Annotated in this window: 21 protein-coding genes and 4 tRNA genes; 7 read left to right on the plus strand and 18 right to left on the minus strand. The window is 66.5% G+C overall.

Features of this window, described 5'->3' with window-relative positions:
* The first annotated feature begins 144 nt into the window (after positions 1-144).
* From glnA to ACAV_RS07295, 5 genes are all read left to right on the plus strand, one after another.
* Complete coding sequence (gene glnA, locus ACAV_RS07275) at positions 145-1,560, plus strand: type I glutamate--ammonia ligase (protein WP_013593927.1); 1,416 nt, start codon at positions 145-147, stop codon at positions 1,558-1,560.
* Between the two features lie 202 nt (positions 1,561-1,762).
* Positions 1,763-2,281, plus strand: a complete 519-nt coding sequence (locus ACAV_RS07280) for a hypothetical protein (protein WP_013593928.1) — start codon at positions 1,763-1,765, stop codon at positions 2,279-2,281.
* Positions 2,282-2,337: 56 nt separating this feature from the next.
* Positions 2,338-3,363, plus strand: coding sequence for a nitrogen regulation protein NR(II) (gene glnL, locus ACAV_RS07285; protein WP_041829039.1), 1,026 nt, complete (start codon positions 2,338-2,340; stop codon positions 3,361-3,363).
* Between the two features lie 41 nt (positions 3,364-3,404).
* On the plus strand, positions 3,405-5,063 hold the full coding sequence (ntrC, locus tag ACAV_RS07290; RefSeq protein ID WP_013593930.1) for a nitrogen regulation protein NR(I): 1,659 nt from the start codon (positions 3,405-3,407) through the stop codon (positions 5,061-5,063).
* 187 nt (positions 5,064-5,250) lie between these two features.
* Positions 5,251-6,240 carry a ferritin-like domain-containing protein gene (locus ACAV_RS07295; RefSeq protein WP_013593931.1) on the plus strand — a complete coding sequence of 330 codons (990 nt, stop codon included), beginning with the start codon at positions 5,251-5,253 and terminating at the stop codon, positions 6,238-6,240.
* Between the two features lie 109 nt (positions 6,241-6,349).
* Here the strand turns inward: ACAV_RS07295 and xth are convergent, their stop codons facing one another.
* From xth to ACAV_RS07315, 4 genes are read right to left on the minus strand one after another with little or no spacing between them, the layout of a single operon-like run.
* Positions 6,350-7,126, minus strand: coding sequence for an exodeoxyribonuclease III (gene xth, locus ACAV_RS07300; protein ID WP_013593932.1), 777 nt, complete (start codon positions 7,124-7,126; stop codon positions 6,350-6,352).
* Between the two features lie 30 nt (positions 7,127-7,156).
* Positions 7,157-7,654, minus strand: coding sequence for a dihydrofolate reductase (locus tag ACAV_RS07305; protein WP_013593933.1), 498 nt, complete (start codon positions 7,652-7,654; stop codon positions 7,157-7,159).
* An 8-nt stretch (positions 7,655-7,662) separates the two neighbouring features.
* Complete coding sequence (locus ACAV_RS07310) at positions 7,663-8,253, minus strand: DUF4337 domain-containing protein (protein ID WP_013593934.1); 591 nt, start codon at positions 8,251-8,253, stop codon at positions 7,663-7,665.
* 36 nt (positions 8,254-8,289) lie between these two features.
* Entirely contained in the window at positions 8,290-9,129 is an 840-nt protein-coding gene (locus ACAV_RS07315) for a thymidylate synthase (protein ID WP_013593935.1), read from the minus strand.
* A 343-nt stretch (positions 9,130-9,472) separates the two neighbouring features.
* Between ACAV_RS07315 and ACAV_RS25045 the strand changes: the two genes are divergently transcribed.
* Positions 9,473-9,820, plus strand: a complete 348-nt coding sequence (locus ACAV_RS25045; protein ID WP_225981554.1) for an Ivy family c-type lysozyme inhibitor — start codon at positions 9,473-9,475, stop codon at positions 9,818-9,820.
* A 10-nt stretch (positions 9,821-9,830) separates the two neighbouring features.
* Here the strand turns inward: ACAV_RS25045 and ACAV_RS07325 are convergent, their stop codons facing one another.
* On the minus strand, positions 9,831-11,273 hold the full coding sequence (locus ACAV_RS07325; RefSeq protein ID WP_013593937.1) for an FAD-binding oxidoreductase: 1,443 nt from the start codon (positions 11,271-11,273) through the stop codon (positions 9,831-9,833).
* Positions 11,274-11,333: 60 nt separating this feature from the next.
* Positions 11,334-11,759 carry a DUF2069 domain-containing protein gene (locus ACAV_RS07330; protein WP_013593938.1) on the minus strand — a complete coding sequence of 142 codons (426 nt, stop codon included), beginning with the start codon at positions 11,757-11,759 and terminating at the stop codon, positions 11,334-11,336.
* A 21-nt stretch (positions 11,760-11,780) separates the two neighbouring features.
* Between ACAV_RS07330 and ACAV_RS07335 the strand changes: the two genes are divergently transcribed.
* Positions 11,781-13,046, plus strand: a complete 1,266-nt coding sequence (locus ACAV_RS07335; protein ID WP_013593939.1) for a YihY family inner membrane protein — start codon at positions 11,781-11,783, stop codon at positions 13,044-13,046.
* Positions 13,047-13,053: 7 nt separating this feature from the next.
* Here the strand turns inward: ACAV_RS07335 and hpnE are convergent, their stop codons facing one another.
* From hpnE to ACAV_RS07395, 12 genes are all read right to left on the minus strand, one after another.
* The gene (gene hpnE, locus ACAV_RS07340; RefSeq protein WP_013593940.1) at positions 13,054-14,373 is read right to left on the minus strand and encodes a hydroxysqualene dehydroxylase HpnE; all 1,320 of its coding nucleotides are present in this window, start codon (positions 14,371-14,373) and stop codon (positions 13,054-13,056) included.
* 93 nt (positions 14,374-14,466) lie between these two features.
* The gene (hpnD, locus tag ACAV_RS07345; RefSeq protein ID WP_013593941.1) at positions 14,467-15,309 is read right to left on the minus strand and encodes a presqualene diphosphate synthase HpnD; all 843 of its coding nucleotides are present in this window, start codon (positions 15,307-15,309) and stop codon (positions 14,467-14,469) included.
* Between the two features lie 166 nt (positions 15,310-15,475).
* Positions 15,476-15,551: transfer RNA gene (locus ACAV_RS07350), tRNA-Gly, on the minus strand.
* A gap of 112 nt (positions 15,552-15,663) precedes the next feature.
* Positions 15,664-15,737 (minus strand) — tRNA-Cys (locus ACAV_RS07355).
* 55 nt (positions 15,738-15,792) lie between these two features.
* Positions 15,793-15,868 (minus strand) — tRNA-Gly (locus ACAV_RS07360).
* Positions 15,869-15,957: 89 nt separating this feature from the next.
* Entirely contained in the window at positions 15,958-18,384 is a 2,427-nt protein-coding gene (gene lon / locus ACAV_RS07365) for an endopeptidase La (RefSeq protein ID WP_013593942.1), read from the minus strand.
* 135 nt (positions 18,385-18,519) lie between these two features.
* A complete protein-coding gene (clpX, locus tag ACAV_RS07370; RefSeq protein WP_011794599.1) occupies positions 18,520-19,785 on the minus strand; it encodes an ATP-dependent Clp protease ATP-binding subunit ClpX in 1,266 nt (421 codons plus the stop codon).
* A 103-nt stretch (positions 19,786-19,888) separates the two neighbouring features.
* Entirely contained in the window at positions 19,889-20,497 is a 609-nt protein-coding gene (clpP, locus tag ACAV_RS07375; protein WP_011794600.1) for an ATP-dependent Clp endopeptidase proteolytic subunit ClpP, read from the minus strand.
* A gap of 122 nt (positions 20,498-20,619) precedes the next feature.
* On the minus strand, positions 20,620-21,930 hold the full coding sequence (gene tig / locus ACAV_RS07380; protein ID WP_013593943.1) for a trigger factor: 1,311 nt from the start codon (positions 21,928-21,930) through the stop codon (positions 20,620-20,622).
* Positions 21,931-21,998: 68 nt separating this feature from the next.
* Positions 21,999-22,085, minus strand: a tRNA-Leu gene (locus ACAV_RS07385).
* A gap of 127 nt (positions 22,086-22,212) precedes the next feature.
* Positions 22,213-25,419, minus strand: a complete 3,207-nt coding sequence (locus ACAV_RS07390; protein WP_013593944.1) for an efflux RND transporter permease subunit — start codon at positions 25,417-25,419, stop codon at positions 22,213-22,215.
* 9 nt (positions 25,420-25,428) lie between these two features.
* A complete protein-coding gene (locus ACAV_RS07395; RefSeq protein WP_013593945.1) occupies positions 25,429-26,655 on the minus strand; it encodes an efflux RND transporter periplasmic adaptor subunit in 1,227 nt (408 codons plus the stop codon).
* Positions 26,656-26,700 lie beyond the last annotated feature (45 nt).

Genomic DNA, 26,700 nt, shown 5'->3' on the forward strand with positions numbered 1-26,700 from the left:
AGAGAGTGAAGCCCGTTTCTGGTGCATGCCGGGCGGCGGGCTGTTGCGGAAGACGTGCATGCTCCGCGTTAGTGCATGCTGGCACGTTATCTGCTTTTTGTAGGCCGTGTTTTTTTCAACAAACGCTAAATCCTGGAGATCCTGATGGCAAAGACCGTTGCAGACGTGATGAAGATGGTGAAGGAGAACGAAGTCAAGTTTGTTGACTTCCGCTTCACCGACACCCGCGGCAAGGAGCAGCACGTCACCGTGCCGGTGTCCCATTTCGATGAAGACAAGTTCTCGTCGGGCCACGCTTTCGACGGTTCTTCGGTGGCGGGCTGGAAAGGCATCGAGGCTTCGGACATGCAGCTCATGCCCGACCCCAACACCGCCAACATCGATCCGTTCTTCGAGGAAACCACGCTGTTCCTGCAGTGCGACGTCATCGAGCCGGGCGACGGCAAGGCCTATGACCGCGATCCGCGCTCCATCGCCAAGCGCGCCGAAGCCTACCTGAAGGCCTCCGGCCTGGGCGACACGGCCTTCTTCGGTCCGGAACCCGAATTCTTCATCTTCGATGGTGTGCGCTGGAGCAACGAGCCCGGCAAGGTCATGTTCGAGATCGAAGAGTACGAAGCGCCCTGGAACTCCGGCGCGAAGCTGGAAGGCGGCAACCGCGGCCACCGCCCCACGGTCAAGGGCGGCTACTTCCCCGTGCCTCCGGTGGACAGCACGCAGGACATGCGCGCCGAGATGTCCCTGATCCTCGAATCCCTGGGCATTCCGGTCGAGGTGTTCCACCATGAAGTGGCCGGCGCCGGCCAGAACGAGATCGGTACCAAGTTCAGCACGCTGGTCGAGCGCGCCGACTGGACCCAGGTGCTCAAATATGTGGTGTGGAACGTTGCCAATGCCTATGGCAAGACGGCGACCTTCATGCCCAAGCCCTATGCCGGCGACAACGGCTCCGGCATGCACGTGCACCAGTCCATCTGGAAGGATGGCAAGAACCTGTTCGCAGGCGACGGCTACGCCGGCCTGTCCGATTTCGCGCTGTACTACATCGGCGGCGTGATCAAGCACGCACGTGCGCTGAACGCGATCACGAACCCCGGCACCAACAGCTACAAGCGCCTGGTGCCCGGCTTCGAGGCTCCGGTGAAGCTGGCGTACTCCGCACGCAACCGTTCGGCATCGATCCGCATCCCCTACGTGGCCAACCCGAAGGGCCGCCGCATCGAAGCGCGCTTCCCCGATCCTTCGGCCAACCCGTACCTGTGCTTCTCGGCACTGATGATGGCCGGCCTGGACGGCGTGGAAAACAAGATCCATCCGGGCGAAGCCGCCACGAAGGACCTCTACCACCTGCCGCCGGAAGAGGACAAGCTGGTGCCGACCGTGTGCCACAGCCTCGACCAGGCTCTGGAGTATCTCGACAAGGACCGTGCCTTCCTGACCAAGGGGGGCGTGTTCACGGACTCGATGCTGGACGCCTACATCGAGCTGAAGATGCAGGAAGTCACGCGTTTCCGCATGGCTCCGCACCCCGTGGAATACGACATGTACTATTCGCTGTGATCGTGCGGTCTCCGGCGTTGCCGGGGACCCCGATCCAGGAACGCAAGGCGGCTTCGGCCGCCTTTTTTCATGGCCGTGTCGATCGCGTGTCAGGGCTGCCCAAGACCCTGCGCCGCAGGGCCATGCATGGCGGCACGGGGATGATTGGGGGATACTTCCGGTCAGCTTCCGCGTGCCGCTCGCACGCATCGCGAGGACTTGAATGAAAAAAATTGTCTCTGCGCTCATGGCCCTGGCGGCCCTGGCACCGGCCGCCTGGTCGCAGGACCGCATCTACCGCTGCGGCAACGAATACACCAACAATGTGAGCCAGGCCCGGGAAAAGGGCTGCAAGCTCGTGGAGGGCGGCAATGTGACCGTGGTGCAGGGATCCCGGCCTTCAGGGGGCGGTGGTGCTGCGCATTCCTCAGCACCGGCAGGCGGCAATGCCGCCGCATCGCCTTCCAACGCCCCGCGCGTGGATGCCAATGACCAACGCGCCCGCGATTCCGACGCACGGGCCATCCTGGAGGCGGAACTGCGCAAGGCCGAGGCCCGGCTGGCGGATGTGTCCCGCGAGTACAACAACGGCGAACCCCAGCGCACGGCGCTGGAGCTGCGCAACCCGCAGGTCTATATCGAGCGGACTGCCGAGCTCAAGGCTGCCGTGTCCCGTGCGGAGAGCGACGTGGCCGGCATCAAGCGCGAGCTGGCACGCCTGCCCGCGCCAGCAGGCCGCTGAGCGTGGTGTCGAGCTCTTCTGCGCGCCCGGCCGCGCGCTACGTCGCCCTGGATCTCGTGTCCACGCTGGTGGCCGTGCTGCATCAGGACGGCTCCGTGATGTTCGCGAACGCATCGCTGGAAAACATGCTGGGCTTGTCGCGTCGCACGCTGGAAAGCGCCGACTTCTGTTCCTTCTTCACGGATCCGGCGTTGTTGCAGACGGCCCTGGCCGGCGCCCGCGGGCAGGATTTCGCAGCATTGCGTTTCGAGGCAGGGCTGCGGCGCGGGCCTCTTCAGGAGCAGATACCCGTCCACGTGAACGTGGCGGTGGCAGAGCAGACGGGTGAGATCCTGGTGGAGATGTGGCCGCTGGAGGCCCAGGCGCGGCAGGACCGGGAGGAACGCCTTCGGGAGCAGGCTCTGGCCAACAAGGAACTGATCCGCAACCTGGCGCACGAGATCAAGAATCCGCTCGGGGGCATCCGTGGCGCGGCCCAGTTGCTCGAGATGGAACTCGACAATCCGGAGCTCACCGAATACACCCAGGTCATCATCCATGAGGCCGACCGCCTGCAGAGCCTGGTGGACCGGCTGCTGGCGCCGCACCGGCATCCGCACCTCGTGGGCGACGTGAATATCCATGAGGTGTGCGAGCGCGTGCGCTCTCTGGTCCTGGTGGAGTATCCCCACGGCCTGCGCGTGCAGCGCGACTATGACACCTCGATCCCGGAATTCCGGGGTGACCGGGCACAGCTCATCCAGGCGGTGTTGAACATCGTCCAGAACGCGGCACAGGTCCTGACGGAGCGCATAGCCACCGGAGATGCCGTGATCACGCTGCGCACGCGCGTCGCCCGCCAGGTGACTTTCGGGCGACAGCGGTATCGCTTGGCACTGGAATTGCATGTCATCGACAACGGACCGGGCGTACCCGAAGCGATCAAGGAGCGGATCTTCTATCCGCTGGTGACGGGGCGCGATGGAGGGTCGGGGCTGGGGCTGACGCTTGCACAGACTTTCGTGCAGCGCCACCACGGCTTGATCGAATGCGACAGCGTTCCGGGTCGCACCGATTTCCGCATCCTCATTCCCTTGCCCTGAGGTCCGGAGACATTCACTTCGAGACAAGGTAGAACTCACACATGAAGCCGATCTGGATAGTAGATGACGACCCCTCGATCCGCTTCGTCCTGGAAAAGGCGCTGGCCCGAGAGAACCTGCCGACGCGCAGCTTCACCCACCCACGCGAGGTTCTCGATGCGCTGGCCGACGTAACGGCTGGAGACCCGGCACGGCAGGGACCGCAGGTGCTGGTCAGCGACATCCGCATGCCGGGGGGCTCGGGCCTGCAGTTGCTGGAACAGGTGCGGCAGCAGCAACCTGGCCTGCCGGTCATCATCATGACCGCGTATTCCGATCTCGACAGCGCCGTGTCTGCATTCCAGCGTGGCGCGTTCGAGTACCTGCCCAAGCCGTTCGACCTGCCCAAGGCTGTGGAGCTGATCCGGCGAGCGGTGGAGGAAAGCCAGCGGGAGGAGGTCACGGAGGAGCGCCAGACCGCCACGCCCGAGATGCTGGGCCAGGCCCCCGCCATGCAGGACGTATTCCGTGCGATCGGACGCTTGAGCCAGAGCCAGGTGACGGTGCTGATCACCGGTGAGTCCGGCTCCGGCAAGGAGCTCGTGGCCCGCGCGCTGCACAAGCATTCGCCGGTGGCCGAAGGGCCCTTCGTTGCGATCAACACGGCAGCGATCCCCAAGGACCTGCTGGAGAGCGAGCTGTTCGGCCATGAGCGGGGCGCATTCACCGGTGCCCAGACCCAGCGCCGCGGCCGGTTCGAGCAGGCGGAAGGGGGGACTCTGTTCCTCGATGAAATCGGTGACATGCCTTTCGATCTGCAGACGCGCCTGCTGCGGGTGCTGTCGGACGGGCAGTTCTACCGGGTGGGGGGGCATGCGGCAGTCAAGGCGCATGTCCGCGTCATTGCCGCAACGCACCAGAACCTGGAAATGCGCGTCAAGGACGGGGTGTTCCGCGAGGATCTTTTCCACCGCCTCAACGTGATCCGGCTGCGGTTGCCCGCATTGCGCGAGCGGCACGAGGATGTGCCGATGCTGACGCGGCACTTCCTGCAGCAGAGCGCGCGCCAGCTGGGCGTGGAGCCGAAGCGCATTTCCGATGCCGCACTGGCCCGGCTGGGGCAGTTCTCGTTCCCCGGCAACGTGCGGCAACTGGAGAACATCTGCCATTGGCTGACCGTGATGGCGCCAGCGCAGGTCATTTCGCTGCAGGACCTGCCTCCTGAGGTGCTCGACGGTCCTGCGTCTGCCGATGCGTCGCTTCCGGTGGCCGAGGCGGCGCGTCCGGATGCACCGGCGCAGTCGGCGGGGATAGCCGATGTGTCCGGCCCCGGCATGCCGTCAGGCACGGCGCTGCGCGATGACCGCAGTGCCGGGTGGCCCGCAGGCCTGGCGGGCGGTTCAATCGCCACGGGGGCGGGCGTGTCCCTGCCTGGCTCCGCCCCTGTCGTGCAGGCGCGGGTGCCGCATGCCGCGGCGGGCGATCCCTCCGGGTGGGAGCATGCGCTGGAGGCGGAAGCCCAGAAGCTGCTGGCCACGGGGCAGCCGGAAGTGTGGGACGTGCTCACGCGCCGGTTCGAATCGCGCCTGATCCGCACGGCGTTGTCCACCACCCATGGGCGTCGCATGGAGGCCGCGCAGCGCCTGGGCATCGGCCGCAACACCATCACCCGCAAGATCCAGGAACTGGGGCTTGGCCCCTCCGACGACCCCGCGGGCTGACATTCGACGGTGTTTCCTCCATGAAAGCGAAGCTCTCATTTTTGTAGCAAAAGGATGAGATTGCACGGGTGTTTGCTCATCCGTTGCGCTGGCGTATATCCTACAGCGCAGCCACGCACACGCCGACCCTCCGGGCAAGCGGCGCCTTCGAGAATGAAGGCACTGTTCAACCAACCGGAGCGAATTCATGTCGGATTTCAACGATGCAAACCGCGACCCTTTGACCAATGAGCCTGGCGCCCATCCCGTGGGTACCGGCGTGGGTGCCGCGGGTGGTGCGGTGGCCGGTGCGGCGGCGGGCTCCTTCGGCGGGCCGATCGGCGCGGCCGTGGGTGGCGTCGCAGGCGCCGTGGTCGGTGGCCTGGCAGGCAAGGCCGCTGCGGAGTCCGTGAACCCCACGGTGGAAGACGCCTACTGGCGCGAAAGCTATCAGCGCGAGCCGTACTACCGCAACGGTCGCACGTACGACGAGTACCGCCCTGCCTATGAACTGGGCTGGAGTTCCGTTGGGCGCTACGAAGGCGACTTCGATACGGTGGAGCCCCATCTGGCGCGTGACTGGGGCCAGGCGCGGGGCACCAGCGGCATGGAGTGGGACGAGGCCCGTCCGGCCACCCGCGCCGCCTGGGAGCGCGCCGGCAGTGGCAGGGCCGCCGCGGGCGGAGCCGGCGTAGGTGCTGCCGTGGGCGGCATGACGCAATCCACGACGGGTGATACCGCGCTGGTGGACAACGACGACGTGGTGGACGTGCTGGATGATCTGCTGGAATCCTGCCGCGATGGCGAGTACGGTTTCCGCGCGTCCGCCGAGCATGCCGAATCCCCGGAGCTCAAGGGCATCCTGCTGCGCCATGCCAGCGAGTGCGCCTCAGCGGCTGCGGAGCTGGAGCGCGAGATCCGCAACCATGGCGGCGAACCGTCGAGCGGTGGTTCCATGTCCGGCGCGCTTCACCGGGGCTGGGTGTCCGTGAAGACTGCCCTGAGCACCCGTGACGACAAGGCTGTCCTGGAGGAATGCGAGCGGGGTGAGGACGCCGCCGTTGCGCGCTACCGCAAGGCGCTGAAGGCCTCGCTGCCCGCTTCCGTGCGCAGCCTGGTCGAACGCCAGGCGGAGGGTGCACAGCGCAACCACGACGAAGTGCGCGACCTGCGGGACCGTTACAAGGCTGCGCCCTGAGTTTTGTTGATGCGCATCGCCTGCCTGCGGGCACGCGACAGGCGGCAGCCCGCAGCGGGATTCCTGCTGCGGGCTGAGGCGTTTTCACGCTCGGTGTCTGCGGGCCGTGTCAGCCGAGCGTGGCAACGACGGGTGCGTGGTCGCTGGGCTGCGGGTTCTTCCGAGGCTGCCTGTCGATCGTGCAGGCGGTGACCTGGCCGCGCAGGGCTTCGCTCACCAGGATGTGGTCGATGCGCAGGCCACGGTTTTTCTGGAAGCCCAGCATGCGGTAGTCCCACCACGAAAAGCTCTTCTCGGGCTGGTCGAACATGCGATAGGCATCGGTGAGACCCAGTTGCAGGAGGCTCTGGAAGTGGGTGCGCTCTTCCACGGTGTGGTGGATGGTGTCTTTCAAGCCCACTGGATCGAAGGAGTCGCGGTCTTCAGGCGCCACGTTGAAGTCGCCCACGAGCACCAGCCGGGGGTGGGCGAGCAGTTCTTCCCTGACCCATCGGTGCAGCGCGTCAAGCCAGAGCATCTTGTATGCGAACTTCTCCGTGCCCGGGGCCTGGCCGTTCACGAAGTAGCAGTTGATGAACCGGAGCGGGCCTTGGGGCGTGTCCAGCGTCGCTGCGATCACGCGTGCCTGGGCGTCTTCATGGCCGGGGATGTTGCGCACCACGTCGCGCACGGGTGCGCGGCTCAGGATGGCGACGCCGTTATAGGTCTTCTGCCCGAAGGTCACCGCGTGGTAGCCGGCAGCCTCGAAAGCATCGTGGGGGAATTTCTCGTCCACCAGCTTGAGTTCCTGCAGGCCGATGGCATCCACGGGGTTGTCGGCCAGCCAGGCCAGCACCTGGGGCAGCCGTACGGAGAGGGAGTTGACGTTCCAGGTGGCCAGCTTCATGGGAATGGGCAAAGAGAGTGAGGTCCAGCTTCAGCGGCGCCGGTAGCTGACGAAGGAAAAGGGGAGGGCTGCACTGCCCGCGGATGTCTGCACGGGGGTGCGCGCGGTTTCCTGCCATTCGGGGCCCAGCACGGGCGCGAAGGCGTCTGCTTCGAAATCCCGGTGGATTTCGGTGACCTCCACGCCGTCCGCCATCGGAAGGGCCTGGGCGTAGATCTGCGCACCGCCCATCACCCATACCGTATCGCCATGCGGCCGGGCCAGTTCGAGCGCCTGCTCCAGACTGGAGGCGGGCAGGGCTCCGTCCGCGTGCCAGCCGGCCTGGCGCGTGACCACGATGTTCGTGCGGCCGGGCAGGGGGCGGAAGCGGGCCGGCAGGGAGTCCCAGGTCTTGCGCCCCATGACCACCGTGGCACCCAGCGTGAGCTGCTTGAAATGCGCCAGGTCTTCGGGCAGGTGCCAGGGCATGGCGTTGTGCAGGCCTATACCGCCATTTGCGGCCCGGGCGTAGATGAGTCGCAGTGCCATGGCTCGATTCAAAGGTGGAGGGCCGCGAGGGCGCCGATGGCTATGCCCAGGCCCGCGACGCCGTACATGCCCCACTGCAGCCACTTGCGGCGCGTGAGCAGGGCGATGGCGGCCAGCGCAATGGCCACCTGCAGCACCGTGGTGGCCTGGGCCCATCGGTGGTGCTGGTGCATCTGCTGCTCGCTCTGCTCATCCAGCGCCATGGACTGGGCTTCCAATGCCTCCGCCTTGTGCTTGATGTCGTTTTTCTCCTGCTCGTATCGATCCAGCCGGGTCTGCAGTTCGGGCTTGCGGTTGTCCGGCGCCAGGTCGCGTGCCAGTTCGGTGACCGACTGCTTGGTGCTCTTGGACTGGTAGTAGGCCCACTGGTTGGCTGCCTCGGTCTTCTTGATGGCAGCATCGTTCTTGATCAGGCCTGCATTGGCCTGCGTGGCGCCGCCCATGTACGAGAAGATGGCGCCCACCGTGGCAATGATGGCCGTCGCCATGGCGATGCGGTTGGTCATGGCGCCATGGTCGGCATCGGGATGGGCGTGCTGGGCGGCATGCTCGACGGCGTGGTCGTGCGGCCCATGGACGTGGAAGCCGTGGGAGGACATGAGGGCGGGGCTGGAAGCGTTGGAAAAAACGGGAGATCAGACCGCGACCGGCGCCTTGATGGCGGGGTGGTGCGCATAGTCGCGCACCTCGAAGTCCTCGAAACGGTAGTCGAAGAGGCTGTCCGGGCGGCGCAGGATGTGCAGCGTGGGGTAGGGGTGGGGAGCGCGCGCGAGCTGCAGTTCCACCTGCTCGAAGTGGTTGCTGTAGATGTGGCAGTCACCGCCGGTCCAGATGAAGTCGCCCACGTCCAGGTTGCACTGCTGCGCCATCATGTGGGTCAGCAGCGCGTAGCTGGCGATGTTGAAGGGCACGCCCAGGAAGATGTCTGCGCTGCGCTGGTACAGCTGGCAGCTCAGCCGGCCCCGCTCTCCGGCGGCCTGCGGCGGTGCCACGTAGAACTGGAAGAACGCGTGGCAGGGCATGAGGGCCATCTTGTCCAGGTCGGCCACGTTCCAGGCGCTCACGATGATGCGGCGCGAGTCGGGGTTGGTCCTGAGCGTTTCGACCACTTGGCTGATCTGGTCGATATGGCCGCCGTCCGGCGTGGGCCAGCTGCGCCACTGCACGCCATAGACCGGGCCCAGGTCGCCATCCTCGCGGGCCCATTCGTCCCAGATGGTGACGCCGCGCTCCTTCAGCCAGTGGTTGCTGCTGGAGCCGGTGAGGAACCAGAGCAGTTCCGTGATGATGGACTTGAGATGGACCTTCTTGGTGGTGACCAGCGGAAAGCCCTCGTTCAGGTCGAACCGCATCTGGTGGCCGAACACGCTGCGGGTGCCGGTGCCAGTGCGGTCGCCCTTGGCAATGCCATGGGTATAGACGTGGCGCATGAAGTCTTCGTACTGGGAGCGCACGGGGCGGGCGGGGGCATTCATGGGCAGCAGGCGCAGGCGCTTTCGCAACTATGGAGCCGTGGATTCTAGGGCGTGGGCCGGCGGGCTGCCGGAGCCGGGCCTGGAGCCCGTGAAGGCGCTAAGCTCTGGCGTTGCACCATTCCCCCAGGCCCGCCGGGCCGGCTTTGCCAACATGCCCCATATATCATCGCGATTTTCCTTCCCTTCCCTTGCAAGATGGTCGCTGGCTGCCCTGCTGTCGCTGGCGGGTTGCGCCAGCCACGTGCCTCTGTCACCGGCGCCGCCGTCCACCACCCCACCGCCCGCCCCCGCCGCGGCGGCTCCTGCTACTGCCGCTCCTCCGGCGGCCGACCGCTGGGCCGGCATGCAGGCACTGGTAGGGCGCTATCCCTCGGACGGTGTGGATTTCCTGCGCACCGGGCCCATGGCCGAACGCCTGAAGGGCCTGCTGGGCCCTGTGAACTATCCCGTGCTCCTGCAGAACATGGGCACCAGCGGCCCGCTGCGCAAGGAAGGAAATCTGCTCTACATCACCGGCAACCGGCCGCACCAGGGTGGGTCGGAGTCCGCTGCGGTGGTGCTCGATCCCGCCCGCGATGCGATGCGCGTCTGGCTGCAGACGGACGGTGAGGAGTGGGACGTGCAGGACTATGGGCGCGGCGTGCAGATGCCGGCCGAAGTGCGCACGATGATGGAGAACGCGCGGCGCTGAGCCGCTGCCGTCAGATGGTTGCCTGGTCTGCCCGTACTGGCAGCATGCAGTGCGGGTTCATCAGGCCCTGGGGGTCGAGCGCCCCCTTGATGGCCCGCATCATCGCCAGCGCCACGGGGGACTGGTACTGCTGCAGCTTGTCCACCTTGAGGGCGCCCACGCCGTGCTCGGCGGAGAACGAACCGCCGAACGCGGCCACGGCCTCGTAGACGAGGTGGTTCACGCGGTCCTCCTGTTCGCGCAGGAAGGCCTTGGCATCGCCCTCTGCCGGCGCCTGCACGTTGTAGTGCAGGTTGCCGTCGCCCAGGTGGCCGAAATTGACCAGGCGCACGCCCGGGATCTCGCGCTGCAGCAGTGCATCCGCATGCTCCACGAAGGCAGGGATGCGCGAGATGGGCACGGAGATGTCGTGCTTGATGTTCAGCCCTTCCTCGGCCTGTGCGAGCGGGATGTTCTCGCGGATGTGCCACAGCTGGTGCGCCTGGGCGAGATTCTCCGCCACCACGGCATCCACCACGCAGCCAGCCTCGAAGGCGGTCTCCAGCAGTGCCTCGAAGCGGGCGCGGGCATGTTCCTCGGATTCACTGTCGCTGTTTTCCAGCAGCACGCCGTAGGGCACTTCCTCCTGGTCGATGAAGGGCACGCGCAACTGCGGCATGTGTTTGTTCACGAGGCTGAGCGCGAAGCGGCCCATGACCTCGAAGCCCGTCAGGCAGGCACCCAGGTGGCCGTGGGCCAGCGCGAGCAGCTGCACCGCGTGCGCCATGGACGGTACCGCGGCCCAGGCCGTGAGGCTGGCTGCCGGGCGCGGGTAGAGCTTCATGGTGGCGGCGGTGATGATGCCCAGCGTGCCCTCGCTGCCGATGAACAGGTCCCGCAGGTCGTAGCCTGTGTTGTCTTTGCGCAGGCCCTTCAGCCCGCTCCAGACCTCGCCCTGCGGCGTGACCACTTCCAACCCCAGGCACAGGTCGCGCGTGTTGCCGTAGCGCACCACCTGCGTTCCGCCGGCATTGGTGGCGAGGTTGCCTCCGATGGTGCAACTGCCTTCGGCCGCCAGGCTCAGCGGGAAGAGCAGGCCGGCCTTTTCGGCCGTGTCCTGCAGGTTCTGCAGGATGCAGCCGGCCTCCACCGTCATGGTGAGGTTGTCGGCATCGACGCTGCGCACCGCATTCATGCGCGTGAGGCTCAGCACCACCTGCCTGCCCGATGCATCGGGAATGGAGCCCACTGCCAGGCCGGTATTGCCGCCCTGGGGTACCAGCGCGGTGCCGTGGGCGGCGCAGGCTTTCACCACGGCGGCCACCTCGGCGGTGCTGGCGGGGCGGACCACGGCCAGGGCCTTGCCACGGGCGCGCCGGCGCCAGTCCTGCTCCCAGGCCGTGAGGTCGCCATCGACCAGGACATGGTGGGCGCCGACGATCTGGCGCAGGGTGTCGATCAGGGAGGCGGTCATGGAAGTCTTCTCGCAGCAACGAAACGGAACAGGAATGAAGGGAGCAGCAGCAGGCCGGGATCAGCCTGGAGGCGTCGCAGGGCGCTGCCGCGCCGTACGGACGCCTGCATGGCGCTGCCGGAGCCGCACGTGCAGGGCGCATGCCGTGAACAGGCCCAGGCAGAGCACGATCTCCGCGCACGCCAGCCAGCGTCCCGGGGGAGCATCGCTCCACGCGCGGACCACCCCTTCGGTGAAGTACAGCCACACCACCAGGCTGACCCAGCGGTAGGTGTACATGCGGCGCTTGAGCAGGCCCGCCAGCGGCAGGGCGAGCGGCAGGGCTTTGAGCGCCAGCCAGGAGCCGCCAGGGCGCAGCGGAGCCAGCCAGAGCTCCCAGGCCAGGCAAAGCACGATGAGGCCCAGCAGGCTGCCCACGGCGAGCCAGCGGGTGAATGCGACGGTGGGAACCGATGGGGCGGGGATGGACGCGGAGGATGCAGGCATCGGGATGGCATCATATCGGCCATGTCCCTTGCCCACCTCGCGCAGCGCTTCGAAGCCGTGCTGTCGGATCTGTCGCGCTTTCCCTGGCGGACGACCGCGCACACACTGCGCGAGCGCTTCCGGGAAGATCGCCTGGGCCTCACGGCCAGCAGCCTGACGTTCACCACGCTGCTGGCCCTGGTGCCTTTCTTCACGGTGGCGCTGGCCATCTTCACGGCCTTCCCGATCTTCCGCACGCTGCAGACGGGGTTGCAGCGCTGGCTGGTGGACAGCCTCGTGCCGGACAGCATTTCACGGCAGGTGCTCGGTTACCTGACCCAGTTCGCCGCCAAGGCGAGCGGACTGGGGGTGGCGGGTTTCTCCATCCTGCTGGCCACGGCCCTTGCGCTCATCCTCACGATCGACCGCACACTCAACAACATCTGGCGCGTGCCCCGCCTGCGCCCGCTGGGACAGCGGGTGCTGATCTACTGGGCCGTCATCACGCTCGGCCCGCTGGTGCTCGCCGCGAGCCTGGCACTGACCACGTCGGTCGCGTCCAGCGCATCGCGTGGCCTCGAAGGTGCGCTGCCTGACAGCGCCCGGCTGCTGTTCGACTCCATCGAATTCCTGCTGCTGGCCGGAGGCACGGCGGCGCTGTACCGCTATGTGCCCAACACGCAGGTGCGCTGGCGGCATGCCTGGTCCGGCGGGGTGTTCGTGTCGGTGGGCATCGAGGTGGCCAAGAAAGTGCTGGGGCTCTACATCGCGTCCGTGCCCACCTATTCGGTACTCTACGGCGCTTTCGCGACCCTGCCCATCCTGCTGGTCTGGATCTATGTGGCGTGGGTGATCGTGCTGCTCGGCGCGGTGGTGGCGGCCTACCTGCCCAGCCTGCTGACGGGGGTTGAGCGAACGGCCACCGAGCAGGGGTGGAGCTTCCATCTGGCGGTCGAGGTGCTGCAGCAGTTGCATGCGGCCCGCAGCACACCACAGCGCGGGCTGGATGCCGGCGGGCTGGCCCAGGCGCTGCGCGTGGATGTACTGCAGCTCGAGCCCGTGCTGGAAGCGCTGACGGGGCTGGACTGGATCGTGCAGGTCAACGAGGCGGCCCATGGGGCGGCCGACGACGAGGCTCCGCGGTATGTGCTGCTGGCGGAACCCGCCACCACTTTCCTGGAGCCGCTGGTGCAGCGGCTGCTCATCGAGCGCGGAGAGAGCCTGGAGCGCTTCTGGGGCAACACCGGCATGGCCGTGCTCAAGCTCGCCGACGTGCTTCCCCGGCCCGGCGCCTCTGCGCCATCCTGAACCGCCCTCAGAGGCGGCGGCCGGCCGCTGTGCCTGACAGCACGGCGCCTTCGAGGGTGGCGGGATAAGGGCCCGCGACATAGTCGCCGCAGGCCACCAGGCCGGCGATGATGTCCTGCGGAGGGCGATCCAGTGCAGGCACGCAGGCGAACGTGGCGCGCTTCTCGATCACCGTTCGCAGCACCGCCAGCCCCTCCAGGCCCAATTGCTCCCGCGCCTGCCGGAGGACGGCCTGCTCGAGCACCGCCCGCTCGCCTTCGAAGGCGCTGACCACGAACGCGAGCAGCCCTGGCTCACCGCCCAGGCCACCGCGGTCGAACACGAACTGGGCCGGAGCCCCGGGGCCGCTGTGCAGGGCCAGCATGGGGACACTTCCTGTCAGCGCGGTCGGTAGAGGCCCGGGCGCCTTCGCGTACACGGTGGCGATGGCGGTGAAGCGCAGTGCCGATGCAGTGGCCGCCCATGCCCGCATGGCTGCGGCGGGCCGGGGCGGGGCGGTATCCGCGGCCGCTGCCACCAGCCGGGCGGCCTCGGTGCTCGTGGTGGCCATGACGACGGCGTCGAAGTGCATGCCATCCACGCGCCAGGCCTGCCCCTCGCTGTCGTGGGCGGTCTCGATGGACGGGATGCGCCGGCCGGCATGCACGGCATGCCCGTGGTTCCGCAGCCATGCAGCCGCGGCCTCGGGCCACAGCGCGCTCAGGTCCCGGCGCGGCAGCAGCAGGTGGGAACCACCGCGTCCACTGAACAGGCTGTCGCGCAGCACGCGCAGGAACACGGTGCCGCTGGCGGCGCCGATCGGCGTGTTGAGCGCGGAAACGCACAGGGGATCGATGAATTCGCGCAGGAGCCGCTCTGGAAGTCCCTGGCAGAGCTGCTCTACGGTGGCGTGTGGCGCGCAGCGAAAGCCGGAAAGCCGCCAGCGCACTGCACGGCGCAGCAGGGCCATGCGGTCCGCCAGGGACCAGCCGCGGGCGCCCGCGATGCCCCGGATCGCATCCCAGGGCGGCGCCGCATCGGGAAAGCGCAGTCCGTTGCCATCCGGGAACACGAGGGCGAGCGGGGTGCGCAGCAGCGCGGCTTCGGGATCGATACCCACCAGCCGCATCAGCCGCAGGCATTCGGAGTAGGCGCCGATCAGGATGTGCTGGCCGTTGTCCAGGCGGCAAGAGGCCTGTGTGTCCGCGCCTTCCGCAGGCGCCAGGGCGCGGGCCCGGCCTCCCAGCATGCGGGCCGCCTCGAAGACGGAGACGGCGTGGCCTGCCTGCGCGGCAGCGATGGCCGCAGCCAGCCCCGCCCAGCCCGCACCGATGATGGCCACCTGCATGGCGTCAGCCGACAGTGCGATGGCAGGGGGCCGCCCTGCTGCCACGGTAGGCAGCCAGTAGCGGATGTGCCCGGAAGGAACGGCGCATCGCCATCACATCCGGCCCAGCGCCTGCATCTTCCACGCCAGCCACAGCTTGCGCAGGGGCGTGAGCGCGATCCGCTGGTGCAGCACCTGGAACTGGTCTCTCTCGATTTCCCGCAGCAGGGTCCGGTAGATGCTGGCCATCATCAAGCCGGGTTTCTGTGCCCGCCGCTGTTCGTCCGGGAGCAGGGACAGGGCCTTGTCATAGAGGCCATGGGCGCGGTCGGCCTGGAAGCGCATCAGCGCCGTGAAACGGTCGGAATACTGCCGCTTCAGGATTTCGTGGGCCTTGACGTCGAACTGCTGCAACTCTGCCACGGGAAGGTAGATGCGGCCCATCATCGCGTCTTCCCCGACGTCCCGGATGATGTTCGTCAGCTGGAAAGCGAGGCCCAGCGTATGGGCATATTCAACGGTGCGCTCGTCGGAAGGGCCGAAGATGCGCGCCGCCACCTCGCCGACGATGCCGGCCACCAGGTGGCAATATCGCGAGAGGCCCTGGAAGTCCAGGTAACGGGTCTGCTCGAGGTCCATCTGGCAGCCCTCGATCACGGCCTGCAAGTGGCGCTCTTCGATGCCGTAGGTGCCGGTGTGGGGCATCAAGGCCTGCATCACGGGATGCGTCGGAGGCTGGCCTGCGAACGAGCGGGCGACCTCGGCCTGCCACCAGGCCAGTTTGGTCCGGGCGACGCCGGCGTCCGACACCTCGTCCACCACGTCATCCACCTCACGGCAGAACGCATAGAAGGCGGTGATGGCGGCCCGCCTGGCGGGCGGGAGGAACAGGAATGCGTAATAGAAGCTGCTGCCGGACGCCGCGGCTTTTTGTTGGACGTACTGTTCCGGTGTCATGAAGGAAGATTGTCCCATGCAGAAACGACATCCCGAGACCGTCCGTGCGCCGAAAGGGGCATGGACCGCGGATGCCGGAAGAGGGGGCATACCGGCCAGGTGAAAAACAAAAAAGGCCCCGAAGGGCCTTGTTTGCTGGACACCCGCATTGCGCATGTTCCATGTATGGAGCGGGAAAAGAGTCTCGAACTCTCGACCTCAACCTTGGCAAGGTTGCGCTCTACCAACTGAGCTATTCCCGCATTTGCTGTTGATTCGTTGCCTCGTCAACAAGCCTTGAATTTTAGCACCATTTTCTAGTGCCTTGCCAAGTGGGCTTGGACACCGATCGATGTACAAGCCACTGTCCGTATCTGGAGGCGCGGGCCGGAGTCGAACCGACCTACACGGATTTGCAATCCGGTGCATAACCGCTTTGCTACCGCGCCGAAGATGCTTCCCTTGGCAAAAAGGGGAAGCTTTGGCTTCCCCTTTTTTGGAGTCTGGAGCGGGAAAAGAGTCTCGAACTCTCGACCTCAACCTTGGCAAGGTTGCGCTCTACCAACTGAGCTATTCCCGCATTTACCGAAGCCTTGCATTCTACAATGTTTGGCGTCGATGAAGTGAATTGTAGCGCACTTTTTGGGTGGTTCCGGAAAAATTTCGCTTTCAGTGCTTCACGGAGTCCGTCGAGCCCTGCGCCTGCCGGTTTTCCCGGGCGGTGATGGACGCGGCGATCTCTTCTTCCGTCAGTGCGATCGGCTTGCGCTCGAGGGCGACTTCCAGCACCTTGTCGATCCATTTGACCGGAATGATCTCGAGACCGCTCTTCACGTTGTCCGGGATCTCCTGCAGGTCCTTGACGTTTTCCTCGGGGATCAGCACCGTCTTGATGCCGCCGCGCAGTGCCGCGAGCAGCTTTTCCTTCAGGCCCCCGATGGCCGTGACCTCGCCGCGCAGGGTGATCTCGCCGGTCATGGCGACGTCGCTGCGCACGGGGATGCCCGTGAGGGCGGACACGAAGGCCGTGGTCATGGCCGCACCGGCACTCGGGCCGTCCTTGGGCGTGGCACCGTCCGGCACGTGGATGTGCATGTCGCGCTTCTCGAACACCTCGTCCTTGATGCCCAGGCGGTGGGCGCGGCTGCGCACCACCGTGCGGGCCGCTTCCACGGATTCCTTCATCACGTCGCCGAGCGAACCCGTGCGCGTGATGGTTCCCTTGCCGGGCATGGTCGCGGCTTCGATGGTGAGCAGGTCGCCTCCGACCTCGGTCCACGCGAGGCCGACCACCTGGCCCACCTGGTTCTGCTGCTCGGCACGGCCGTAGGTGTGCTTGCGCACGCCGAGGTAGTCGGCCAGGTTGTCCGCCGTGACCACCACCTGGGGCTCGAGCTTCTTGAGCTGCAGGCCCTTGACCACCTTGCGGCAGATCTTGGAGAGTTCGCGCTCGAGCGAGCGCACGCCCGCCTCGCGGGTGTAGTAGCGGATGACGTCGCGCACCGCGCTTTCCTCGACCCGCAGTTCCTCGTCCTTGACGCCGTTGTTCACCATCTGCTTGGGCAGCAGGTACTTGATGGCGATGTTCGCCTTCTCGTCTTCCGTGTAGCCCGAGAGGCGGATGACCTCCATCCGGTCCAGCAGGGCGGGCGGGATGTTCATGGAGTTCGACGTGGCCACGAACATCACGTCGCTCAGGTCGAAATCGACCTCCACGTAGTGGTCTCCGAACTTGTGGTTCTGCTCCGGGTCCAGCACCTCGAGCAGCGCGCTGGACGGGTCACCGCGGAAGTCCGTGCCCAGCTTGTCGATCTCGTCGAGCAGGAAGAGCGGATTGCGCGTGCCGACCTTGTTCAGGCTCTGCAGCACCTTGCCGGGCATGGCGCCGATGTAGGTGCGGCGGTGGCCGCGGATCTCCGCCTCGTCGCGCATGCCACCGAGCGCCATGCGCACGTACTTGCGGCCCGTCGCCTTGGCGATGGACTGGCCGAGCGAGGTCTTGCCGACCCCGGGAGGGCCCACCAGGCAGAGGATGGGGGCCTTGACCTTGTCCACGCGCTGCTGCACCGCGAGGTACTCGAGGATGCGGTCCTTGACCTTGTCCAGGCCGTAGTGGTCCTCGTTGAGCACTTCTTCCGCATTGGCGAGGTCGTGCTTGATCTTCGTGCGCTTGCTCCAGGGCAGGCCGGTCAGGACCTCGATGTAGTTGCGCACGACCGTGGCTTCCGCCGACATGGGCGACATCAGCTTGAGCTTCTTGAGTTCGCTCTCGGCCTTCTTGCGCGCGTCCGCGGGCATCTTCGCGGCCTTGATCTTCTTCTCTATCTCCTCGATGTCCGCGCCTTCCTCGCCTTCGCCGAGTTCCTTCTGGATGGCCTTGACCTGCTCGTTCAGGTAGAAGTCGCGCTGGTTCTTCTCCATCTGGCGCTTGACGCGGCCGCGGATGCGCTTGTCCACGTTGAGGATGTCCACCTCGCGGTCGAGTTGCTCGAACAGGTTCTCGAGCCGTTCCTTCACGTCGGCCAGGTCCAGCACGGCCTGCTTGTTCTCCAGCTTGAGGGGCAGGTGGGCTGCGATGGTGTCGGCCAGGCGGCCTGGATCGTCGATGCTCGCGATGGAGGTGAGGATCTCGGGCGGGATCTTCTTGTTCAGCTTGACGTACTGGTCGAACTGCTGCATCACCGCGCGGCGCAGCGCTTCGATCTCGCTGGGCTTGTGGTCGCCGTCGCTGGCGGGCACCGGCGTCACGGTGGAGGTGAAATGGCTCTCATGGTCCTCGATGGAGGCGACCTGGGCGCGCTGCTGGCCTTCCACCAGCACCTTGACGGTGCCGTCGGGCAGCTTGAGCATCTGCAGGATGGTGGAAACGCAGCCGACGTCGAACATGTCGGAAACCAGCGGCTCGTCCTTGGCCGCCGTTTTCTGGGCCACCAGCATGATGCGCCGGTCGGCGTCCATGGCCAGCTCGAGGGCCTTGATGCTCTTGGGCCGGCCCACGAACAGCGGAATCACCATGTGGGGGAAGACCACCACATCGCGCAGGGGCAGCAATGGGAGGTCGATGGGGGTGGCTGGCAGGGGGGTATGTCCGGACATGGGAATCCTTGTGAAACTGAGTGGAATATGGTCCACCAGCCGGTATTTTCAACCCGCGGCACCATCCTGGATGACCGGGGCCGCGGCAGGGGTGTCCGGCCGCGGGCGCACACCTCCCCCGCAGGGGAGGGCGGCTCAGGCCTTCTTGGCCGCTTCCCGGTAGACGAGCAGCGGGGCCTTGTTCTCCTCGATGGTGGATTCGTCCACCACGACCTTCTCCACGTTGCTGGTATTGGGAAGATCGAACATGGTCCCGATCAGGGACTGCTCGAGGATGGAGCGCAGGCCGCGGGCGCCGGTCTTGCGGGCCAGGGCCTTGCGGGCGATGGCCTTCAGGGCGGCAGGACGGATCTCCAGCTCCACCCCCTCCATGGCCAGCAGCTTGCTGTACTGCTTGACCAGGGCATTCTTGGGCTCCGTGAGGATCTGCACCAGGGCGTCCTCGCTGAGTTCCGCCAGCGCCGTGACCACAGGCATGCGGCCCACCAGTTCGGGGATGAGGCCGAACTTGATGAGATCTTCCGGCTCGATCTCGGTGAATACCTCGGTGAGCGAGCGCTGCTTCTTGCTCTTGACGGCAGCGCCGAAACCGATGCCCGAGGCCTCCGTGCGGTTCTCGATGACCTTCTCCAGGCCGGCGAACGCGCCGCCGCAGATGAACAGGATGTTGGTCGTGTCGATCTGCAGGAAATCCTGGTTGGGGTGCTTGCGGCCGCCCTGGGGGGGGACGCTGGCCATGGTGCCCTCGATCAGCTTGAGTAGCGCCTGTTGCACGCCTTCTCCGGAGACGTCGCGCGTGATGGAAGGGTTGTCGGACTTGCGGGAGATCTTGTCGATCTCGTCGATGTAGACGATGCCGCGCTGGGCCCGCTCCACTTCGTAATTGCAGCTCTGCAGCAGCTTCTGGACGATGTTCTCGACGTCCTCGCCGACGTAGCCGGCCTCGGTCAGGGTGGTGGCGTCGGCCATCACGAAGGGCACGTCGAGCATGCGAGCGAGGGTCTGGGCCAGCAGGGTCTTGCCCGAGCCGGTGGGCCCGATCAGCAGGATGTTGCTTTTCGCGAGCTCGACCTCGTCCTTGCCGGCCTTGTCCTTGTGGCGCAGGCGCTTGTAGTGGTTGTACACGGCCACGGCCAGGGTGCGCTTGGCGATTTCCTGGCCGATCACGTAGTTGTCGAGGTTGGCCTTGATCTCCGACGGAGTCGGCAGGTCGCCGCGGGAATCCCGTGCGCCTTCGGTGGACGGCAGCTCGTCGCGGATGATCTCATTGCACAGGTCGATGCACTCGTCGCAAATGAAAACCGACGGGCCAGCGATGAGTTTCTTCACCTCGTGCTGGCTCTTGCCGCAGAAGGAGCAATAAAGGGTTTTTTCGCTGGAAGAGCCTTTTTTCTCGGCCATGGGGGCATTGCCTCGTGTTGCGGGAACTGTTGGCGGAATGATAACGAAATGGCGGCGGACGCTTTCCCGGGGAGAAAAGCGCCGCCGGAGGCAACGCCGCCGGTCAGGGACGCTGGGTCACCACCTGGTCGACCAGGCCGTATTCCTTGGCCTCGTCGGCCGTGAGGAAATAGTCGCGTTCGGTGTCGGCCTTGACCTTTTCCAGGGGCTGTCCGGTGCGTTCGGCCAGGATGCGGTTCATCTGGTCCTTGGTACGCAGGATGTCCCGTGCATGGATCTCGATGTCCGTGGCCTGGCCGCGGGCACCGCCGAGCACCTGGTGGATCATGATCTTCGAATTGGGCAGCGAGAAGCGCTTGCCCTTGGCGCCGGCCGCCAGCAGGAAGGCGCCCATGCTGGCCGCGAAGCCCAGGCACATGGTGGACACGTCCGGCTTGATGAACTGCATCGTGTCGTAGATGGCCATGCCGGCCGTCACGCTGCCGCCGGGGGAGTTGATGTAGAAGGAGATGTCCTTGTCGGGGTTCTCGCTCTCCAGGAACAGCAGCTGTGCCACGACCAGGTTGGCGGTCTGGTCGTTCACCTCGCCGATCAGGAAGACGATCCGCTCCTTGAGCAGGCGCGAATAGATGTCGTAGGACCGCTCGCCGCGTCCCGACTGCTCGATCACCATGGGGATCATGCCCAGGGCCTGTGTTTCCAGTGCGCTCATGTTTTCTCCAGTCATGCAGATACTGTACCGAGAAATGAATTGGGGCCTGTGCTCGCCAGCACAAGCCCCGGATGGCAGGCAGGAGCCGGCGCGCTGCGGATGCATGCGCCAGCGCCGCGGCTTCAGCCCTGGCCCATCAGTTCGTCGAAGGAGATGGCCTTGTCGGTGACCTTGGCCTTGTCCAGCACGAAGGCCGTGACGTTGTTCTCGATGACCACGGCCTCGACTTCGGCCAGGCGCTGGCGGTCGCCGAAGTACCAGCGGACCACGTCCTCGGGCTTCTCGTAGCTGGCGGCGAGCTCGTCCACATGCGCCTTCAGTTGCTCGGGGGTGGCGTGCAGGTCGTTGGCGCGCACCAGTTCGGCCACGACCAGGCCCAGGCGCACGCGGCGCTCGGCCTGCGGGCGGAACACGTCCTCGGGGATTTCGGCCTTGTCGGCATCCTTGATGCCGCGCTGCTTGAGGTCGGCGCGGGCGCCTTCCAGCAGGCGGGCGATCTCGGCCTGCACGCTGGCGTTGGGCAGGTCCAGCTCGGCCTTGGACACCAGGGCTTCCATCACGGCCTGCTTGTTGCGGGCCAGCAGGCGGAACTTGACTTCGCGCTCGAGGTTTTTCTTGATGTCGGCGCGCAGGCCTTCCACGGTGCCGTCGGCGATGCCCAGGGACTTCGCCAGTTGCTCGTTGACTTCGGGCAGGTGGGCGGCTTCGATCTTCTTCACGGTGACGAGGAAGTCGGCGGTCTTGCCGGCCACGTCCTTGCCGTGGTAGTCCTCGGGGAACGCCAGCGGGAAGGTCTTGCTCTCGCCGGCCTTCATGCCGCGCACGGCGTCCTCGAATTCCTTGAGCATCTGGCCTTCGCCGACCAAGAACTGGAAGTCCTCGGCCTTGCCGCCGGAGAACGTCTCGCCGTCGATCTTGCCTTCGAAGTCCACGGTCACGCGGTCGCCGTCTTCGGCGGGTGTGCCCTGGGCGCGCTGGGCGAAGGTGCGGCGCTGCTTGCGCAGGATGTCGATGGTCTTGTCGATGGCGGCGTCGGTGACGTCGGCGGAGATCTTCTCGACCTCGGCCGTGGACAGGTCGCCGATCTTCACTTCGGGGAACACCTCGAACACGGCGTCGAAGGTCACCTGGCCTTCAGGGGCGCCTTCCTTCTCGGTGATGCGGGGCTGGCCGGCGACGCGCAGGTTGGCCTCGTTGGCGGCCTGGGCGAAGGCTTCGCCGACCTTGTCGTTCAGCACTTCGTACTGCACGGAGTAGCCGTAGCGCTGGGCCACGACGTTCATCGGCACCTTGCCGGGACGGAAGCCGTCCATCTTCACCGTGCGGGCCAGGCGCTTGAGGCGCGAGTCCACTTCCGACTGGATGGCGGTCAGGGGCAGGCTCAGCGTGATCTTGCGCTCGAGCTTTTCAAGGGTTTCAACAGTAACGGCCATGGCTCTTCCTCTATGTAATGGGACCGTGACGGCCGTCCCGTGCCGGGACCGCCTCACCGTGTTGTTCGTGGTGCGCGGGGGGGGACTCGAACCCCCACACCATTGCTGGCGTCAGGACCTAAACCTGGTGCGTCTACCAATTTCGCCACCCGCGCTTTTCCCACTTGGCTTTCCGCCTGCTGTTCCCAGCGGGCTACCGACAAAAAGCGGCGGACCCGGGGGACCGCCGCTGTGTGAAATTGGTCAACCTTCGATTTTACCCTGTCGGCGAAGCGTCCCCGTTCAGGCGGGTTGCGGCGGCCGCGTTTCGGGCCGCCGCACGCGGAACCATGCGGCGTACATCGCAGGCAGCGCCAGCAGCGTGAGCACCGTCGCGACGATGAGCCCGCCCATGATGGCGACGGCCATCGGCCCCCAGAAGACACTGCGCGACAGGGGAATCATCGCCAGCACGGCGGCAGCGGCGGTGAGCACGATCGGGCGTAGCCGGCGCACGGCGGATTCCACGATGGCATCCCATGCCGGCACGCCGCGCGCGCGGTCGCTCTCGATCTGGTCGATCAGGATGACGGAGTTGCGCTGGATCATGCCCATGAGCGCAATCACGCCCAGCAGCGCCACGAAGCCAAACGGCCGGCCGAGCAGCAGCAGCGCACCCGCAACCCCTGCGATGCCGAGCGGGCCCGTGAGGAACACCAGCAGGGCGCGGCTGAAGCTGTGCAACTGGAGCATGAGCAGCGTGAAGGTGATGAACAGCATGATGGGCACGCCTGCCGCGATGGAGGCGGAACCCTTGGAGCTTTCCTCCACGGAGCCGGCGACCTCGATCCGGTAGCCGGTATCTCCCGAGGCATGCCATTGGCCTTCCAGCTGGCGCAGGCCGGGCAGCAGCGCCTCTGTGACGGTGGCGCCCTGCAGGCCTTCGATCACGTCGCCCTGCACGGTGATGGCGTACTCGCGGTTCTGCCGCCACATGACGCCGGGCTCCCAGGCGAACACGGGACGCGCGATCTGGGTCAGGGGAATGGCCTTGCCCGACGCGGTGGGAAGGTAGGCGTTCGCGATGTCGGTGATGGCCTGGCGCTCGTCCGGCGGCTGTCGGAACACGATGTCGATCAGCCGGTCGCTCTCGCGGTACTGGCCCACGGTGGTGCCGGTGAACACGGTGCGTGCGGCCTGGGCGATGGACTGGCTGGTGACGCCGAGCGCGCGCGCCTTGTCCTGGTCGATCTCCAGGCGCATGGTCTTCACGGATTCGTTCCAGTTGTCGTTCACGCCAAGCATCTGCGGGTGTTCGCGCAGGATCTTGCGCACTTCGTCCGCATGCTGGCGCAGCCGCGCCGGATCGTTGCCGATCACGCGGAACTGCACCGGATAGGCCACCGGCGGGCCGTTGGGCAGCAGCTTCACGCGGGCGCGCACTTCGGGGAATTCCCGGGCCAGCATCGCCGGCAGGGCGTGCCGCAGTGCTTCACGCTGCGCCAGGTCCTGGGGCAGCAGGATGATCTGCGACACGTTGGATTGCGGGAAGACCTGGTCCAGCGGCAGGTAGAACCGCGGCACGCCCGAGCCGATCCAGGTGCTGACCGAGTTCACGCCAGGCTCCTCGATGAGGCGCTTTTCCATGCGCTTGAGCACGGCTTCGTTCGCGGAGAACGAGGTGCCTTCCGGGAACCACGCGTCAATCAGGATTTCCGGGCGGCTGGAGTCGGGGAAGAATTGCTGCTGGACGCGCCCCATGCCCACGATGCCCAGCGCGAAGAGCAGCAGCGTGACGCCGATGGTGATCCAGCGGTGCTCCACGCATGCATCCACGGCGCGGCGGAAGGTGTTGTAGAAGGCGCTGTCGAACACCTCGTGCGGCCCTTGCGCAGCCCCCGGGGCGGTTCCGGCCGGATGGTCTTCCGCCTTCGGGTGTTCGGGCACCTTGAGCAGCAGCGTGCCCAGGTACGGCACGAAGTACACCGAGACGAACCACGACAGCACGAGCGCGATGACGGTGACCGCGAAGATCGCGAAGGTGTATTCGCCGGTGACCGACTTGGCGATGCCGATGGGCAGGAAGCCCGCCGCAGTGATCAGGGTGCCGGTGAGCATCGGCATGGCCGTGATCTCGTAGGCGAAAGTGGCAGCGCGGACCTTGTCGTAGCCTTCTTCCATCTTCCGCACCATCATCTCGACGGCAATGATGGCATCGTCCACCAGCAGCCCGAGCGCGATGATGAGCGAGCCGAGGGAGATCTTGTGCAACCCGATCTTCCAGTACCACATGGCCAGGAAGGTCACGGCTAGCACCAGCGGGATCGTGATGCCCACCACCAGGCCGGGGCGGATGTCCAGCGTCCAGCGGCGCCACAGCGGCTGGCGGCCGGGACGCGTGTGCAGGCCGAGGCTCAGGAAACTCACGGCAAGCACGATCACGACGGCCTCGATGAGCACCTTCACGAACTCGTTCACGGACGACGACACCGCGCGGGGCTGGTCCTGCACGTTCACGAGGCGCACGCCTGCCGGCAGGGTCTGCTCGATGCGGCGCGCGGCGGCGTGCAGTGCTTCGCCGAGGCGGATGATGTCGCCGCCCTTGGCCATCGACACGCCCAGCGCGACGACATCCCGGCCCTGGTGGTGCACCTTGATGGAGGGCGGATCGATGTAGCCGCGGCGGACCTCGGCGATGTCGCCCAGCCGCAGCTGTGCGCCCGAGGCGCCCCGGATCGGCATCGCGCGCAGTTCCTCGACGGCTCCGAACTGTCCGGCCACTCGGACCTGTACCTGGTCCTGCGGGGTCTGGACGGTGCCCGCGCTCTCGACGGCGTTCTGCTGGCCGAGCTGGTTCAGGACCTGGTTCATGTCCAGGCCGAGCTGGGCGAGCCGCTTCTGCGAGATCTCGATGTAGATCTTCTCGTCCTGGATGCCGAACTGCTCGACCTTGGCGACGTCCTTGACGCGCAGCAGCTGCTGGCGGATGTCGTCGGCGAAAGTCTTGAGTTCCGCCGGGCTGAACCCTTCCGCCTCGATCGCGTAGATCACGCCATAGACGTCGCCGAACTCATCGTTGAAGAACGGCCCCTGCACGCCTTGCGGCAGGGTGGCGCGCATGTCGCCGATCTTCTTGCGCACGGTGTACCAGACGCCGGCCACCTCGCCGGGCGGGGACGAGTCCTTGATCTCGAAGATGATCTGCGACTCCCCCGGCTTGGAGTAGCTGCGCATGCGATCCGCATAGGGCACCTCCTGCAGGGTGCGCTCGAGCTTGTCGGTGACCTGCTCCGCCACCTGCTGCGCCGTGGCGCCGGGCCAGTAGGTGCGCACCACCATGGCGCGGAACGTGAAGGGCGGATCCTCGTCCTGGCCGAGCTGGAAGTAGGCGGCGATGCCCAGCACCATGAGCACCACCATGAGATAGCGCGTGAGCGCGGGATGGTCCAGGGCCCATTTGGACAGGTTGAAGCCCCCGGATGGCTGCGGTTGCGGTGTCGCTTGTTCCATGGGGTGTTCTCAGCGGGGGGATTCGGCCGCGGAGGCGGGCAGGGCGGCAGGCGCGGGAGTGTCGGCGGAGGGAACGCGGGGGCGGTAGATCTGTACCTTCTGGCCCGGCGAGAGAACGTGCACGCCCGTGGCGACGACCTGCATGCCCGGCGTGAGCCCGGCACCGACCACCACTTCGTTGCCGTCGGCCCGCGCGACCTGGATCACCTGCGAGCGCACGGTGCCGCTCGACGGTTCATAGACCCAGACGGCGGTTTGCGCGCCCTCCTGCCGCAGCGCGCTGGTCGGCAGCTTGATGGCTTGCGCGCCATCCTGGTTAGGCAGGTCCGGCGTGACGTAGGCCGTGGCACCCAGAGGCGGCGGGTTGTCCGACGCCAGGGCGACCTTGGCGAGGAAGGTGCGGGTGACGGGGTCTGCGCTGGCAGCGACCTCCCGGATGCGGCCCTGCACGGAAGGACCGCCCGACCACAGCCGCACGGACACGGACTGGCCTGGCCGCACACCGGCGAACCGGTCCTCCGGAACGGAGAACACGACGTCCCGGGGCCCGTCCTGCGCGATGCGGACGACGGGCGTGCCCGCCGCCACGACCTGGCCCGGCTCGGCTTCGATGCCTGTGACCACGCCGGCCGCGTCGGCCAGCAGGCGCGTGTAGCCCGCCTGGTTGCCCTGGGAGGCCGACTGTGCCCGCGCCTGCTCCAGCGATGCTTCGGCGGCCTTCAGCGTGGCTGCGCGGCGGTCCAGTTCCGCCCCACTGATGAAGTTCTGGGATTTCAGTGCGGAAAAGCGCTGGTAGTCGGCGGCTGCCAGATCCCGCTGGGTCTGCGCCGACGCCACCTGTGCGCGCGCAGCTTCCAAGGACAGCTGGTAGTCGCGCGGGTCGAGTTGCGCCAGCAATTGCCCCGCCTGCACCCGCTGGCCGAGCTCTGCCTGGCGCTGCACGATCTTGCCTGCCACGCGGAAGCCCAGGCGCGATTCCACCCGTGCCCGTACTTCTCCGGCGTATTCGAGCCGGGTCTGCAGCGGGGCCGTGCCCACGGTCAGCAGCTTGACGGAGCGCTCCGGTTCAGGGGCGGGCGCAGGCTTGGAGCAGCCCAAGAGCGCAAAGGTGGCGGCCATAACCGCCAGCGCAGCCCGCTTCCGGCCTGCATGAAGCTGCTTCCACGAAAAAGCCCCACGGAGGGGCTGGGCTGGAGGGGGCAGGCGGTGCATGCGGGGCGGCGCGAGAGGCGGCATGGCGATCCCAAAGTTTGTTAATGACTGACTGGTTAGTAATCTAGG

It is taken from the genome of Paracidovorax avenae ATCC 19860 (assembly GCF_000176855.2).
GTDB lineage: Bacteria > Pseudomonadota > Gammaproteobacteria > Burkholderiales > Burkholderiaceae_C > Paracidovorax > Paracidovorax avenae.

Coding starts and splice junctions, on each gene's coding strand:
- glnA (WP_013593927.1), top strand. CDS start 145: ATGGCAAAGACCGTTGCAGACGTGATGAAGATGGTGAAGGAGAACGAA.
- ACAV_RS07280 (WP_013593928.1), top strand. CDS start 1,763: ATGAAAAAAATTGTCTCTGCGCTCATGGCCCTGGCGGCCCTGGCACCG.
- ntrC (WP_013593930.1), top strand. CDS start 3,405: ATGAAGCCGATCTGGATAGTAGATGACGACCCCTCGATCCGCTTCGTC.
- ACAV_RS07295 (WP_013593931.1), top strand. CDS start 5,251: ATGTCGGATTTCAACGATGCAAACCGCGACCCTTTGACCAATGAGCCT.
- xth (WP_013593932.1), bottom strand. CDS start 7,126: ATGAAGCTGGCCACCTGGAACGTCAACTCCCTCTCCGTACGGCTGCCC.
- ACAV_RS07305 (WP_013593933.1), bottom strand. CDS start 7,654: ATGGCACTGCGACTCATCTACGCCCGGGCCGCAAATGGCGGTATAGGC.
- ACAV_RS07310 (WP_013593934.1), bottom strand. CDS start 8,253: ATGTCCTCCCACGGCTTCCACGTCCATGGGCCGCACGACCACGCCGTC.
- ACAV_RS07315 (WP_013593935.1), bottom strand. CDS start 9,129: ATGAATGCCCCCGCCCGCCCCGTGCGCTCCCAGTACGAAGACTTCATG.
- ACAV_RS25045 (WP_225981554.1), top strand. CDS start 9,473: ATGCAGGCACTGGTAGGGCGCTATCCCTCGGACGGTGTGGATTTCCTG.
- ACAV_RS07325 (WP_013593937.1), bottom strand. CDS start 11,273: ATGACCGCCTCCCTGATCGACACCCTGCGCCAGATCGTCGGCGCCCAC.
- ACAV_RS07330 (WP_013593938.1), bottom strand. CDS start 11,759: ATGCCTGCATCCTCCGCGTCCATCCCCGCCCCATCGGTTCCCACCGTC.
- ACAV_RS07335 (WP_013593939.1), top strand. CDS start 11,781: ATGTCCCTTGCCCACCTCGCGCAGCGCTTCGAAGCCGTGCTGTCGGAT.
- hpnE (WP_013593940.1), bottom strand. CDS start 14,373: ATGCAGGTGGCCATCATCGGTGCGGGCTGGGCGGGGCTGGCTGCGGCC.
- hpnD (WP_013593941.1), bottom strand. CDS start 15,309: ATGACACCGGAACAGTACGTCCAACAAAAAGCCGCGGCGTCCGGCAGC.
- lon (WP_013593942.1), bottom strand. CDS start 18,384: ATGTCCGGACATACCCCCCTGCCAGCCACCCCCATCGACCTCCCATTG.
- clpX (WP_011794599.1), bottom strand. CDS start 19,785: ATGGCCGAGAAAAAAGGCTCTTCCAGCGAAAAAACCCTTTATTGCTCC.
- clpP (WP_011794600.1), bottom strand. CDS start 20,497: ATGAGCGCACTGGAAACACAGGCCCTGGGCATGATCCCCATGGTGATC.
- tig (WP_013593943.1), bottom strand. CDS start 21,930: ATGGCCGTTACTGTTGAAACCCTTGAAAAGCTCGAGCGCAAGATCACG.
- ACAV_RS07390 (WP_013593944.1), bottom strand. CDS start 25,419: ATGGAACAAGCGACACCGCAACCGCAGCCATCCGGGGGCTTCAACCTG.
- ACAV_RS07395 (WP_013593945.1), bottom strand. CDS start 26,655: ATGCCGCCTCTCGCGCCGCCCCGCATGCACCGCCTGCCCCCTCCAGCC.